The following is a 13,537-nucleotide window of genomic DNA, read 5'->3' as shown; positions in this document are numbered from 1 at the left end:
TTCCCGCAGCACCCGGCGCCGCGGCTTGGCGGCGCTTCTCGTTCGGTACGGCACTATTGCATGCAACTTGGTACCCGCGTCAAGGCTCTGGACGCAGATTTCCGAATGTGAGAGCATTCTTGCATGCAATTAGTCGAACTCGATCCCGCCGATTCCGAACCGGCACCCTCCCTGTCCGGCCCGCGCGGCCGGCGCGCCAGCTTCGTCGCCGAGCGCATCCGCGACATGATCATCGCCGGCGAGCTGCCGGCCGGCGGGCGCATCTCCGAGCGCATGCTGACCGAGGGGCTCGGCGTCACCCGCACGCCACTGCGCGAGGCGTTCAAGATCCTCGAGGCCGAAGGGCTGGTGCGCATCGTCCCCAACCGCGGGGCGGAGGTGATGACGCTGTCGCTGGCGGAGGTGGACGCCGCCATCGAGGTGCTGATCGGGCTCGAATCGGTCGCCGCCGAATTCGCCTGCGTGCGCGGCACGCCGGCCGAGTTCGCCGCCATCGGCGAGCTGCACCGGCGCATGGTCGAATGCCAGCGCGCCGGCGACCTGATGGGCTATTTCCGCCTCAACCAGGAGATCCACCAGCATATCGTGGACTGCGCCCACAACGCGCCGCTGTCGCGGGTGTACCGCACCGAGAGCGCGCGCATCCGCCGCTACCGTTTCGCCGGCAACCGCTCCCCGCAACGCTGGGCGCGGGCGGTGGCGGAGCACGAGCAGATCCTCGACGCGCTGCAGCAGCGCGAGGGGACGCTGCTGCGCGAGATCCTGCGCGCGCACCATCTCAAGGGCTGGAAGGTGACCCGGCAGGTGCTGGAACGCGACCTCGAGGCGGCGGAAGAGGCCGCCTCCTGACGTCCGTTCACGCGAAGCGGATACCGGTTCGCGTCAGGGCGAGGCGTTGAAACCGAGTACCCCGGGGTGCCGCGCGAAAGCCGCAGCGGGGGCCACGCCACGGCGGGCGGCGATCGCAGCAGCCCCGCCGCCGCGCGAGGCGACCGACGCGGCCGCCCGTCGCCTCAGCCCGCGAAGCCGCGCAGCATCAGCCGCGCCAGCCGCTCGGCGAAGGCCTTGGCATCGGCCGGCCGCTCGCCGTCCAGCACGCGGGCGCTGTCGAGCAGCAGATGCGCGATGTCGGCACGGGTAGCCGCATCGCCGGTGCCGGCAAGCCCCGTAATGGTCGGGTGGGTCGGGTTCACCTCGAGAATGGGCTTGGCGGCACCGCCGATCCGTCCGGCGGCGGCGAGGAAGCGCTCATACTGCCGGTCCGGCCCGCTCTCGCCCGCGACAAGGCACACGGCACTGTCGGTGAGGCGGTCGGAGGCGCGCACATCCGCCACCTCGTCCGCGAGAACCTCCTTCATCGCCGCGATGAGGGCGGCGACCTCGGCGCTCGCCTCGGCCGGGGGCTGCGCCGTATCGTCGAGCGGCGGGATCAGGCCGAGATCGGCGCTGCCCTGCGTGATCGACTTGAAGGGCTTGCCCTCGTAGTCGAGCCCGCTCGCCGTCCAGAACGCATCCACCGGATCGGCCAGCAGCAGCACCTCTATGCCGCGGGCGCGGAAGCCTTCGAGATGCGGCGAGGTGGCGATGCGGGCGGCATCGTCGCCGGCGATGTAGTAGATCGCCGTCTGGTTCTCGCGCAGGCCCGCGACATAGTCCTTGAGGCTGCGCGTGCCCTCGCCCGACGCCGTCGTCCTGAAGCGGGCGAGGTTGAGGAGCTGCTCGCGGCGCTCGAAATCCTCGTAGAGGCCTTCCTTGATCACCACGCCGAAATTGTCCCAGACCTTGCCGAAGGCCTCGGCGTCCGCCTCGGCCAGCTTCGCCAACTCCGAAACGATGCGGTTGGTGACGCCCTTGCGGATCGCGCCCAGCAGCGGGCTGTCCTGGATCATCTCGCGCGAGACGTTGAGCGGCAGGTCGGCGCTGTCCACCACGCCGCGCACGAAGCGCAGGTAGCGCGGCAGCAGCTCGGCGTCGTCGGTGATGAAGACGCGCTTCACATAGAGCTTGATGCGGCCCTTGCGGTCGGGGTCGAACAGGTCGAACGGCCGCGCACCCGGCACGAAGGCGAGCACGGTGTATTCGTGGCGGCCCTCGGCGCGGAAATGCACGGTGAGCGCGGGCTCGTCATACTGGCCGGCGACGCTGCGGTAGAAATCGGCATAGTCCTGCGCGGTGACGTCGGATTTCGCGCGCGTCCACAGCGCCGCGCCGTCGGAGAGCGGCTTCGCCGCCTCGCCGGGCTTTTCGATGAAGCGGATCGGCACCGGCACGTGGCCGGACTGCTCCTTGACGATGCGCTCCAGCGTCCAGCGCTCGGCATAGGTCGCGGCGTCCTCGGTGAGATGGAGCGTCACGCGGGTGCCGCGCGCGGGGGCCTCCTCCGGCGCGACCGGGGAGACGGTGAACGCACCCTTGCCGTCGGACGACCACAGCCAGGCCTCGTCCGCGCCGGCCCGGCGGCTGACGACGTCGACCTTCGAGGCCACCATGAAGGCGGAATAGAAGCCGACGCCGAACTGGCCGATGAGCTGGGCGCCTTCCTTGCCTTCCGCCGCACCGATGCGCTCCAGGAAGCTGCGCGTGCCGGACCGGGCGATGGTGCCGAGCGCCTCGATCATCTCGTCGCGGCTCATGCCGATGCCGTTGTCGGCGATGGTCAGCAGCCGCGCCGCCGGATCGGCGGAAAGGGTGATGGCGAGATCGGGATCCTCGCCCAGCAGGCCCGGCGTGGTGATCGCCTCGTAGCGCAGTTTCTCGCAGGCATCCGCCGCGTTGGAGACCAGTTCGCGCAGGAACACGTCGCGGTCGGAATAGACCGAATGCACCATCATGTGCAGCAGGCGCGAAACATCCGCCTCGAAGGAGCGGCTCTCGGTGGCGCCGGTCGTTGCGCTTTCGGTGGTCGTGTTCTCGGTGGTCATGGCAATCACGTCGCTGGCAATGAAACCCGGCGCGACAGATGGGCGAAACGGCGCGGCGTTTCAAGACGCTCGGTGCCCCGCCCGGACGGCGAGGCGCCGGCTGCGCCGCCCGCCCGGTAGTCGAAGCCGTGGCGCTAGCGGCGGGAAAACACCGCGCGCGGCGTGCTGGTGCGATAGGCGGGAGCGGTGAAGTCCCGGGCCTCACGCGCCGCGCAGTGTCGCCATGTTCGACAGCAATTCGTTGCGGGCGTCGGCGATGTGGCGGCGCATCAGCAACTCGGCGACGGTCGCGTCGCGGTTGATGATCGCCTCGGCGATCCGCCGGTGCTCCAGGTGCACATGCGCCGGCCGGTGGAAGATCGAGTTGTATTTCCGCCGGTAGAACATCAGCAGCTTGTAATAGTCGACGCACAGCAGCTTGAAGAGCATCTCGTTGCGCGACACTTTCGCGATGAAGATGTGAAAATCGGGCGTTCGCGGCTCGCCGCCCTCGGCATAGGCCGATGGGGACGGCTCATCGAGCAGGTGGCGCAACTGCACGGCCTCGTCCGGCTCGATGTGCCGCGCCGCCTCGGCCGCCGCCACGCCTTCCAGCGCCTCGCGCAATGTGAACAGTTCCAGCAGCGCCTTCTCCGAGGGCAGGATCACCCGCGCGCCCTGCTGGGGCGTGCGCACCACGAGGTATTTCTCCTCGAGCCGCCGGACCGCCTCGCGCACGGGGCCGCGGCTGATCGCCAGCAGCCGGGCGATCTTCGGCTCGTTCAGCTTTTCGCCGGGGGCAAACTCGCCCCGGATGATGGCATCGCTGAGCCAGTCGAACACCTTGTCCGACGTATCGCCCGGAACTTTCAGCACGGATCCTCACCCACGGTTGTCCTGTCGCGGTCTGCCCTTGTTTGGGCCGGAACGGGGCCTGTTGGCAAGCACCGGCATTCCGGCCCCCTCGAAACGAAGCCGCGCTCATATGTCGACATTGCCCGTGGTGAACGCCATGACGGGAGGTGTTTCCTGTCAACATGGCAAAAAATGTTGACATTTTATCCGTCGCACCGATCATGCCGGCGATTGACGGTTTGGGGACTGAAGCATGCGAGACCACGAGGTGCGGGCCTATAAGAGCGCCGAGAACCTGCCGCGCGAGGACCAGCTCGCCTGGAAGATCGCCGAGGTCGCCGCCGATCCGGTGGCGGTCGAGCCCGAGGTCGAGGCGATGATCGTCAACCGCATCATCGACAATTCCAGCGTCGCCGTCGCCGGCACCGCCCGCCGCCCGGTCGCCAACGCCCGCGCCCAGGCGATGGCGCATCCGCGCGCCGGCGGGGCCACGGTCTACGGCCTGCTGCGCGGCCAGCGCTTCTCCTGCGAATGGGCGGCGTGGGCGAACGGCACGGCGGTGCGCGAGCTCGACTTCCACGACACCTTCCTCGCCGCCGACGGCAACCACCCCGGCGACATGCTGCCCGCGCTGATCGCGGTCGGCCAGCAGGCGGGGCTCGGTGGCCGGGACCTGATCCGCGGCGCCGCCACCGCCTATGAGGTATGTGTCGGGCTGACCAAGGGAATCTGCCTCAACGAGCATCGCATCGACCACCTCACCCATCTCGGCGCCGGCATGGCGGCGGGGCTCGGCACGATGCTGAAATTGCCGGTGGAAACCATCTTCCAGGCGGTCAACCACGCCGTCCACGTCACCGTGACGACGCGGCAGTCGCGCAAGGGGCAGATCTCCAGCTGGAAGGCGGTCGCGCCCGCCCATGCCGGCAAGCTCGCCGTCGAGGCGGTCGACCGGGCCATGCGCGGGGAGACCTCGCCGGTGCCGATCTATGAGGGCGAGGACAGCATCATCGCCTGGCTGCTGGACGGCCCGGAGGGGCGCTACAGCGTGCCGCTGCCGCAGGCGGGCGAGCCCAAGCGCGGGATTCTCGAAACCTATACAAAGGCTTATTCCGCCGAGATCCAGTCCCAGCCCTGGATCGACCTCGCCTTCCGGCTGCGCGCGCGCATCGGCGATCTCTCGAAGATCCGCGAGATCGTCATGCACACCAGCCGGCACACCCACTGGATCATCGGTTCCGGCTCGGGCGACCCGGAAAAATACCAGCCCAAGGCCAGCCGCGAGACGCTCGACCACAGCGTCATGTACATCTTCGCGGTGGCGCTGGAGGATGGGCGCTGGCACCATGTCGACAGCTATCTGCCTGAAAGGGCTCAACGTTCCTCCACCGTCCGGCTGTGGCAGGCGACCCGCACGGTCGAGGATCCGGAGTGGACCCGGCGCTATCACGAGCGCGATCCGAACAAGCGCGCCTTCGGGGGGCGCGCCGTCATCACCCTCGACGATGGCACGGTGATCGAGGACAGCATCGACGTCGCCGACGCCCATCCGCTCGGGGCAAAGCCCTATGGCCGCGACGATTATGTCGGCAAGTTCAAGACCTTGGCTGCCGGCATCGCCGAGGATGCGGAGATCGCGCGGTTCCTCGATCAGGCGTTGCGCACCGGCGCGCTGGCGCCCGGCCAGCTCACCGAGCTGAGCGTCGAGGTGCCGGCGGCGCGGCGCGATATGCTGGTGCTGCAGCCGGGCATCTTCGAGCGCTCGGCGGCGTGAGACGGCGGCCGGAACCGCCCCGGGGAGGGTGACCGGTCGGTGCAGTCAGGTGGACGATCAGGACGATCGGTGCGGTCAGGACGATCCGTACGATCGGACCGGTGGCAGTGGAGAGTGAGAGCGATGGCGCAGGTCGGGGTGCGGGCGGTGTTCATGCGGGGCGGCACCAGCCGCGCGCTGTTCTTCCATCGGGACGACCTGCCGCCGGCGACGGCGCCGGACTACCGCCCCTGGGAACCCGCCCTGCTCGCCGCCATGGGCAGCCCCGATCCGAACGGGCGCCAGCTCGACGGCATGGGCGGGGGCATCTCCTCGCTGTCGAAGGTCGCGATCATCGCCCGCTCCGCCCGCAACGACGCCGATGTCGACTACACCTTCGGCCAGGTCGCCATCGACGCGCCGCGCATCGGCTGGGGCGGCAATTGCGGCAACATCTCCGCGGCCGTCGGCCCCTTCGCGCTCGACGAGGGGCTGGTCGCCGCCGACGGCGGGGAGGCGCTGGTGCGCATCCACAACACCAACACCGGCAAGCTGATCCATGCCCGCTTCGGCGTCGAGGACGGCAAGGCGCGGGTGGACGGCCCCTTCACCCTCGACGGCGTGGCCGGCACCGGCGCGCCGATCCGCCTCGCCTTCCTCGAGCCGGGCGGCGCCACCACCGGCCGGCTGCTGCCGACCGGCAATGCGCGCGACGTCCTCGCCCTGCCGGGCCATGGCGAGGTGGAGGTCTCGCTGGTCGACGCCTCCAACCCGCTGGTCTTCGTCGCCGCCGCCGCGATCGGCCTCACCGGGGTCGAGCTGCCGGCCGACATCGACGCCGACCCGGGCCAGATCGCCCGCCTCGAGGCGATCCGCGTCGCCGCCGCCGTGGCGATGGGGCTGGTGCCCGATGCCGAGACGGCGCGCACCAAGGTCACCAACCTTCCCTTCGTCGCCATCGTCGCCGCGCCGCGCCGCGCGCCGCTGCTGAGCGGCGCCACGCTGGAGCCGGACGCGATCGACGTGCTGGCCCGCGCCATCTCCTCCGGTCAGCCGCACCGGGCGTTCCCGGCGACCGGGGCGATGTGCCTCGCGGTCGCCGCCCGCATCCCCGGCAGCGTCGTCGCCGAGGCGGTGCGCCCGGACTGGGACGGGGGCGACCTGCGCCTCGGCCATCCCTCCGGCATCCTGCCGGTCGCGGCCTCGGTCAGCCTGCGCGAGGGCCGGCCCCACGCCGAGGAAGCGGTGGTCTACCGCACCGCCCGCCGCCTGATGGAAGGCACCGTGCTGGTGCCGCGGAGGGCCCTGCAACCGGCCTGACGACATAATAAAAAAACGACAATAAATCAAATATATAGGAGGAAACGACGATGTCACGCGCCCTGTGTGCCGCCCTTGTGCTGGCGGCCTCGATCGGCTGCGGCGGAAACCTCGCCGCGCAGGAATTCTCGATCATCGCCCCGGCCGCCCCGGGCGGGGGCTGGGACCAGACCGCCCGCGCCATGCAGGCGGCGCTGCAGGCCAACGGCATCGCCAAGAACGTGCAGGTGATGAACATCCCCGGCGCCGGCGGCACGGTCGGCCTCGCCCAGTTCGTCGCCCAGTCGACCGGCAACCCGAACGCCTTCATCCTCGGCGGCTACGGCATGGTCGCCCCGATCATCGCCAACAAGACCGCCGTGTCGCTCAAGGACGTCACCCCGATCGCCCGGCTGACCGGCGAGAACGAGGTGATCGTGGTGCCGCCCTCCTCGCCCTTCAAGACGCTGGCGGACCTCGTCGCGGCGCTGAAGGAGAACCCCGGCGCGGTGTCGTGGGCGGGCGGTTCGGCCGGCGGCATCGATCATGTCGCGGCGAGCCTCATCGCCAAGGCGGTCGGGGTCGACCCGACCAAGGTCAACTATGTCGCCTTCTCCGGCGGCGGCGAGGCGCTCTCGGCCATTCTCGGCGGGCAGGTCAGCGTCGGCATCTCCGGCACCGGCGAGTTCGAGGCGCTGATCCGCGCCGGCAAGCTGCGCGCGCTCGGCGTCACCGCCGCCACCCGCATCCCGACCGTCGACGCCCCGACGCTGAAGGAGCAGGGCGTCGACGTCGATTTCCAGAACTGGCGCATGGTCGCGGCGGCGCCGGGCCTGACCCCCGCGCAGAAGCTCGCGGTCACCGAGGCGATGACCCGGATGGTGCAGTCCGAGGACTGGAAGAAGACGCTGGCCGCCAAGGGCTGGCAGGATACCTTCCTCGCCGGCGAGGCCTTCGACAGGTTCCTCGCCGCCGAGATCGCGCAGACCGAAACCGTGCTCAAGGACCTGGGTCTGGCCAAGTGAGCGTCGAGGCAGGCCGCCGCGCGGACGGCGGCACGGACGAGCGCGCCGCGCCGGGGCGGGCGCCGCCCCGGCGGCGGGACTGGCCGGCGCTGGCGATCGCCGGCGGCTTCCTGCTGCTCGCCGGCATCGTGCTGGTCGACGCGCGCCACATCGCCGGCATGAGCAGCTATGCCCGCGTCGGCCCCACCGCCTTCCCCTACGCCATCGCCGCCTGCCTCGCGGCCGCCTCGGCCGGGCTCGCCCGAGAGGCGCTGCGCGGCGCCTTCCTGCCGCGCGAGCCGCTGGAATGGCCGCCGGTGCTGTGGATCGTCGGCGGCCTCGCCGCGCAGATGCTGCTGATCGGCCATGTCGGCTTCTCGATCGCCAGCGGCCTCGTCTTCGCCGGCGCGGCGCGCGCCTTCGGGCGCAGCCCGCTCTGGCTGACGCTGCCGGTCGGCATCGCCCTGTCCTTCGCCGTCTACGTGCTGTTCGCCAAGGGCCTGCAGCTCAGCCTGCCGGCCGGCCCGCTCGAACGGCTGATCTGAGGGGCGCCATGGTCGAGACCCTGTCGATGCTGGGCCATGGCCTGCTGGTCGCCCTCGAGCCGATGAACCTGGTCTTCGCGGCGATCGGCGTCATCCTCGGCACGGCGGTCGGCGTGCTGCCCGGCATCAGCCCGGCGCTGACCGTGGCGCTGCTGCTGCCGGTGACGATGAGGCTCGACCCGACCGGCTCGCTGATCATGTTCGCCGGCATCTATTATGGCGGCATGTATGGCGGCTCGACCTCCTCGATCCTGCTCAACACGCCGGGCGAGAGCTCCTCGATGATCACCGCGCTGGAGGGCAACCAGATGGCGCGGGCCGGGCGCGGCGGGCCGGCGCTGGCCACCGCCGCCATCGGCTCCTTCGTCGCCGGCACCATCGCCACGCTCGGCCTCGCGCTGCTGGCGCCGGTGATCGTCGACCTGGCGCTCGCCTTCGGGCCGGCGGAATATTTCGCGCTGATGCTGCTCGCCTTCACCGCTGTTTCCGCGGCCTTCGGCGAATCGGTGCTGCGCGGCCTCTCCAGCCTCGCCTTCGGCCTGCTGCTGGGGCTGGTCGGCATCGACCTGCAGACCGGACAGGCGCGATTGTCCTTCGGCGTGCCGCAGCTGCTCGACGGCATCGAGGTGACCACCGCCGCGGTCGGGCTGTTCGCCCTCGGCGAGACGCTGTACCTCGCCTCGATGGGCGCGCGCCTGCCGGCGAGCATCGAGCCGGTGCGCGGCTCGATCTGGATGACGGTCGAGGACTGGCGGCGCTCGTGGAAGCCGTGGCTGCGCGGCACGCTGCTCGGCTTCCCGATCGGGGCGATGCCGGCGGGCGGGGCGGAGATCCCGACCTTCCTGTCCTATTCGCTGGAGAAGCGGCTGTCCCCCCATCCGGAGGAGTTCGGCCACGGCGCCATCGAGGGCGTCGCCGGGCCGGAGGCGGCCAACAACGCCTCGGCCGCCGGCACGCTGGTGCCGCTGCTGACGCTCGGCCTGCCGACCTCGGCGACGGCGGCGATCATGCTGGCCGGCTTCCAGCAATACGGGCTGCAGCCGGGGCCGCTCCTGTTCCTCACCAATGCCGACCTGGTCTGGGGGCTGATCGCCAGCCTGTTCGTCGCCAACCTCATCCTGCTGGTGCTGAACCTGCCGCTGGTCGGGCTGTGGGTGCGGCTGCTGGCCATCCCGCGGCCCTGGCTCTATGGCGGCATCCTGGTCTTCGCCACGCTCGGCACCATCGGCATCAATCCCTCGCCGGTCGAGCTCGGCGTGCTGCTGGGGCTGGGGCTGACCGGCTTCCTGATGCGGCGCTTCGGCTTCCCGATCGCGCCGGTGGTGGTGGGGCTGATCCTCGGCCCGCTGGCCGAGCAGCAATTGCGCCGGGCGCTGGCGATCAGCCAGGGCGATCCCGCCATCCTGGTGCATTCCTGGATCTCGACGGGGCTGCTCATGGCCTGCCTCGCCATCCTGGCCCTGCCGCTGGTCGCGGCGCTGGCGCGGCGGCGGGCACGCGCCAATATCTAGCGCGCCGCCATCGCGTCCTCCATGCCCTTGCGGGCGGCGGCGACATGCCGGCGCATCAGCGCCTCGGCGAGCTCCGCGTCGCGGTCGGCCAGCGCCTCGACGATGCGGCCGTGCTCGACGAAAGCCCGCCGCGCCCGCCCGGCGACGCTGCGGTGCTGCGACCGGTAGAGCCGGATCAGCTGGTAATACTGGCTGCACAGCAGCGAGATCAGCAGCTCGCTGCGGCTGAAGCGGGCGATCGCGAAGTGGAAGTCCTGGTCGGCGGATCCCTGCGAATAGGACGCGGTGTCCGATGTGGCGAATTGCGGGGCGTGCGAGCGCAGCAGCGCGCGCAGATAGTCCACCTCCTCCGGCTGGATGCGAAGGGCCGCCTCGCGCGCGGCGATGCCTTCCAGCGCCTCGCGGACGGTGAAGATCTCGGCCAGCGTGGCCGGCGACAGCGCCACCACGCGGGCGCCGACATGCGGCACGCGGGTGACCAGCCGGCGCTCCTGCAGCCGCCGGATCGCCTCGCGCAGCGGGCCCCGGCTCACCCCGTAGCGCCGGGCCAGCTCCGGCTCGCTGATCTTCGCCCCCGGCCGCAGCGCGCCGCCGATGATCGCCTCGCTCAGCACCGCGAACATGCGGTCCGCGAGCGTTTCCGCGGCCGGATCGGCGTGGTCCATGGCGGCGAGCGTTTCCATGATATGTCGACATATTTGGATGATGACGCCGCAAACACTTTCATGATCATCCGGCAACTGTCAAATATGTTGACATTATTCCGCCCCCCTCCTACCGTTCGAGCAACTCGAAAAAGACGGCACGGGAAGGAACGGCCATGCAGGAACACCGCGTCAGGGCATACCGCGCGTCGGAGAAGCTCGCCCGTGAGGATCAGCTGGCGTGGAAGCTGGCGGAGGTCGCGGCGGACCCGGCGCCGATCGATCCCGCGACGTCGGAAATGATCGTCAACCGCGTGCTGGACAATGCCGGCGTCGCCATCGCCGGCATCGCCCGGCGCCCCGTCGCCAATGCCCGCGCGCAGGCCCTGTGCTACCCGCGCCCGAACGGGGCGACGATCTTCGGCCTGCCGAACGCCGAGCGCTTCTCCTGCGAGTGGGCGGCCTACGCCAACGCCACCGCGGTGCGCGAGCTCGACTTCCACGACACCTTCCTGTCGGCCGACATGAACCACCCCGGCGACATGATCCCGGCGGTGATCGCCGCCGGCCAGCAATGCGGCGTCTCCGGCGCCGAGCTGATCGCCGGCATCGCCACCGCCTACGAGATCGACGTGATCCTCACCAAGGCGATCTGCCTGCACGAGCACCGCATCGACCACCTCACCCATCTGGCCGCCGGCATGGTGGCCGGCATCGGCGCCATGCTCCGCCTGCCGGTCGAGACCATCTACCAGGCGATCAACCAGGCGGTGCACACCAACGTCATGACCCGCCAGTCGCGCAAGGGCGAGATCTCCACCTGGAAGGCGACCGTGCCCGGCCACACCTGCAAGCTGGCGATCGAGGCGGTGGACCGGGCGATGCGCGGCGAGACCTCGCCCTCGCCGATCTACGAGGGCGACGACAGCATCATCGCCTGGCTGCTCAACGGCTTCGACGTCGAATACCGGCTGCTGCTGCCCGAGCCGGGCGAGGCCAAGCGCGGCATCCTCGAGACCTACACCAAGGCCCATTCCGCCGAAATCCAGGCGCAGGCCATCATCGACCTCGCCTTCCGCCTGCGCGGACGGATCCCGGACCTCGCGCAGATCGACAAGGTGGTGCTGCACACCAGCCACCACACCCACCGCATCATCGGTTCCGGCTCGGGCGATCCCGAGAAGTACGATCCGCAGGCCAGCCGCGAGACGCTCGACCACTCGGTCATGTACATCCTCGCGGTGGCGCTCGAGGATGGGCGCTGGCACCACATCGACAGCTACACCCCCGAGCGGGCGGCGCGGGCCTCGACGGTGAACCTCTGGCGCCGCGTCTCGACGGTGGAGGATGCCGGCTGGACGGCGCGCTACCACCACCCCGATCCCGCGCAGCGCGCCTTCGGCGGCCGCGTCGTCGTCACCCTGCGGGACGGCACGGTGATCGAGGACGAGCTGGGCGTCGCCGACGCCCACACCTCCGGCGCGAAGCCGTTCACCCGGCCGGACTATATCGGCAAGTTCCGCACCCTCGCCGCCGGCCTCGCCGAGCCCGCGGAGATCGACCGCTTCGTCGACCTCGCCCTCGCCTTGCCGGAAGTGCCCGCCGGCGGCCTCGCCGCGCTCAATGTCGAGGTGCCGGCCGCGCGCCGCGCGCCCGCGGACCCGCTGCGGCCCGGCCTGTTCGAGCGCGGCGCCGCCTGACATCCCGGCTCCGCCGGACGACGGGCGCCCTGCCCCAAGCCGCGCAGACGACGCGGCATCCCGAGAAAGAGCCGCGCAACCGACGCGGCGCTCAGGGCCGAAGCCGCGCGGATGACGCGGCGCGGCCGGTGAATTCAGGAGGAAACCATGCTCGTTCGCGCCAAGGGACTAGCTACAAACGGACTGCCCGTGAAGGGATGGATCGCGGCCGGCGCGCTGGCGCTGGCGGCGAGCACGCTGGCCGCACCGGCCGCCGCCCAGGTGCCCGCCTTCTATCCGGCCGACTATGCGAAGATCGTCGACGCCGCCAAGAAGGAAGGCCGGCTCATCATCTATTCGACCACCGACGCGGCGAGCGCGCAGCCGCTGCTGGCCGACTTCAAGGCGCTCTATCCCGAGATCACCGTCGACTATAACGACCTGAGCAGCGCCGAGCTCTACAACCGCATCATCAGCGAGAAGGCGGCCGGCCAGCCGAGCGCCGATTTCGCCTGGACCAGCGGCATGGACACCGGCGTGCGCCTCGCCGCCGACGGCTTCGCCGCCACCTACGCCTCGCCGGAAATCCCCAAGCTGCCGCAATGGGCGGTGTGGAAGAACGCCGCCTACGGCACCACCTTCGAGCCGCTGGTGTTCATGTACAACAAGCGGCTGATCCCCGAGGGTTCGGTGCCGCAGTCGCACGCCGAGCTGGTGAAGGTGGTCCAGGAGAAGCCGGACGTCTTCAAGGGCCGCGTCACCACCTACGACCCCTCGCGCACGCTCGGGCTGATGCTGAACGTGTATGACTCGGTCAACAATCCGAAGTTCTTCGACGATCTGCGCGCCCTCGGCGCCGCCGGCATGCGCATCGACGCCTCGTCCGGCTCGATGATGGAGAAGGTCGGCTCGGGCGAATATGTGCTCGCCTGGAACGTGATCGGCTCCTACGTGCCCCCGCGCATGGCCAAGAACCCGGCCATCGGCATGGTCTACCCGAAGGACTACACGCTGGTGCTCTCGCGCATCGCCTTCGTCTCGGAGACCGCGAAGAACCCGAACGCGGCGCGGCTGTTCCTCGACTACCTGCTGTCGCAGCGCGGCCAGGAGATCATCGCCGGCAAGGCCAACCTCTACTCGCTGCGCGACGACGTGAAGGGCGCCAACACCGCCTCTGCCGTGAAGGAGCAGATCGGCGCCAGCGTGATCCGCCCCATCCCGATCGGCCAGGACATGCTCGACCGGGTGATGGACACCGACAAGCGCGTCGCCTTCCTCAAGGAATTCCAGGAGGCCCTGCGTGCCAAGTGAGCGCGCCACGGGTGAGCGCGGCTCAGGTGGCTATAC

Annotated in this window: 10 protein-coding genes and 1 pseudogene; 8 read left to right on the top strand and 3 right to left on the bottom strand. The window is 70.3% G+C overall.

Features of this window, described 5'->3' with window-relative positions:
• The first annotated feature begins 123 nt into the window (after nt 1-123).
• Entirely contained in the window at nt 124-849 is a 726-nt protein-coding gene (locus tag ACEUEL_RS21860; RefSeq protein WP_405710329.1) for a GntR family transcriptional regulator, read from the top strand.
• Between the two features lie 164 nt (nt 850-1,013).
• On the opposite strand, the gene htpG is transcribed toward ACEUEL_RS21860, so the two are convergent.
• Together htpG and ACEUEL_RS21850 are read right to left on the bottom strand one after the other, a co-directional pair.
• On the bottom strand, nt 1,014-2,921 hold the full coding sequence (htpG, locus tag ACEUEL_RS21855) for a molecular chaperone HtpG (RefSeq protein WP_405710327.1): 1,908 nt from the start codon (nt 2,919-2,921) through the stop codon (nt 1,014-1,016).
• Between the two features lie 201 nt (nt 2,922-3,122).
• The gene (locus ACEUEL_RS21850; RefSeq protein WP_405710324.1) at nt 3,123-3,776 is read right to left on the bottom strand and encodes a GntR family transcriptional regulator; all 654 of its coding nucleotides are present in this window, start codon (nt 3,774-3,776) and stop codon (nt 3,123-3,125) included.
• A 232-nt stretch (nt 3,777-4,008) separates the two neighbouring features.
• On the opposite strand from ACEUEL_RS21850, the gene ACEUEL_RS21845 reads away from it, so the two are divergent.
• The 5 genes and pseudogenes from ACEUEL_RS21845 to ACEUEL_RS21825 form a co-directional block, all read left to right on the top strand.
• The gene (locus ACEUEL_RS21845; RefSeq protein WP_405710321.1) at nt 4,009-5,529 is read left to right on the top strand and encodes an MmgE/PrpD family protein; all 1,521 of its coding nucleotides are present in this window, start codon (nt 4,009-4,011) and stop codon (nt 5,527-5,529) included.
• A gap of 123 nt (nt 5,530-5,652) precedes the next feature.
• On the top strand, nt 5,653-6,828 hold the full coding sequence (locus tag ACEUEL_RS21840) for a 2-methylaconitate cis-trans isomerase PrpF family protein (protein ID WP_405710319.1): 1,176 nt from the start codon (nt 5,653-5,655) through the stop codon (nt 6,826-6,828).
• A gap of 50 nt (nt 6,829-6,878) precedes the next feature.
• Nucleotides 6,879-7,832 (top strand): tripartite tricarboxylate transporter substrate binding protein, encoded by a 954-nt coding sequence (locus tag ACEUEL_RS21835; RefSeq protein ID WP_405710316.1) that lies wholly within the window; start codon nt 6,879-6,881, stop codon nt 7,830-7,832.
• On the top strand, nt 7,829-8,356 hold the full coding sequence (locus ACEUEL_RS21830) for a tripartite tricarboxylate transporter TctB family protein (protein WP_405710313.1): 528 nt from the start codon (nt 7,829-7,831) through the stop codon (nt 8,354-8,356). The genes ACEUEL_RS21835 and ACEUEL_RS21830 overlap by 4 nt, the downstream gene beginning before the upstream one ends.
• A gap of 8 nt (nt 8,357-8,364) precedes the next feature.
• Nucleotides 8,365-9,621: pseudogene (locus tag ACEUEL_RS21825) on the top strand (tripartite tricarboxylate transporter permease); the annotation flags it as partial.
• A gap of 242 nt (nt 9,622-9,863) precedes the next feature.
• Here ACEUEL_RS21825 and ACEUEL_RS21820 read toward each other — a convergent pair.
• The gene (locus ACEUEL_RS21820) at nt 9,864-10,550 is read right to left on the bottom strand and encodes a GntR family transcriptional regulator (protein WP_405710310.1); all 687 of its coding nucleotides are present in this window, start codon (nt 10,548-10,550) and stop codon (nt 9,864-9,866) included.
• Nucleotides 10,551-10,687: 137 nt separating this feature from the next.
• Here ACEUEL_RS21820 and ACEUEL_RS21815 point away from each other — a divergent pair, with 137 nt between their 5' ends.
• Nucleotides 10,688-12,211 (top strand): MmgE/PrpD family protein, encoded by a 1,524-nt coding sequence (locus tag ACEUEL_RS21815; protein WP_405710308.1) that lies wholly within the window; start codon nt 10,688-10,690, stop codon nt 12,209-12,211.
• A 189-nt stretch (nt 12,212-12,400) separates the two neighbouring features.
• Nucleotides 12,401-13,501, top strand: a complete 1,101-nt coding sequence (locus ACEUEL_RS21810; RefSeq protein ID WP_405710305.1) for an ABC transporter substrate-binding protein — start codon at nt 12,401-12,403, stop codon at nt 13,499-13,501.
• Nucleotides 13,502-13,537 lie beyond the last annotated feature (36 nt).

Source organism: Ancylobacter terrae (assembly GCF_045108345.1).
In the GTDB taxonomy this organism is placed as follows: domain Bacteria; phylum Pseudomonadota; class Alphaproteobacteria; order Rhizobiales; family Xanthobacteraceae; genus Ancylobacter.
Note: the sequence above shows the minus strand (reverse complement) of the source record. Positions and strands in the feature narration are given on the sequence as shown.

Bases quoted from the DNA above. Each gene is read 5' to 3' on its own strand.
- ACEUEL_RS21860 (WP_405710329.1), top strand. From the start codon at position 124: ATGCAATTAGTCGAACTCGATCCCGCCGATTCCGAACCGGCACCCTCC.
- htpG (WP_405710327.1), bottom strand. From the start codon at position 2,921: ATGACCACCGAGAACACGACCACCGAAAGCGCAACGACCGGCGCCACC.
- ACEUEL_RS21845 (WP_405710321.1), top strand. From the start codon at position 4,009: ATGCGAGACCACGAGGTGCGGGCCTATAAGAGCGCCGAGAACCTGCCG.
- ACEUEL_RS21840 (WP_405710319.1), top strand. From the start codon at position 5,653: ATGGCGCAGGTCGGGGTGCGGGCGGTGTTCATGCGGGGCGGCACCAGC.
- ACEUEL_RS21835 (WP_405710316.1), top strand. From the start codon at position 6,879: ATGTCACGCGCCCTGTGTGCCGCCCTTGTGCTGGCGGCCTCGATCGGC.
- ACEUEL_RS21820 (WP_405710310.1), bottom strand. From the start codon at position 10,550: ATGGAAACGCTCGCCGCCATGGACCACGCCGATCCGGCCGCGGAAACG.
- ACEUEL_RS21815 (WP_405710308.1), top strand. From the start codon at position 10,688: ATGCAGGAACACCGCGTCAGGGCATACCGCGCGTCGGAGAAGCTCGCC.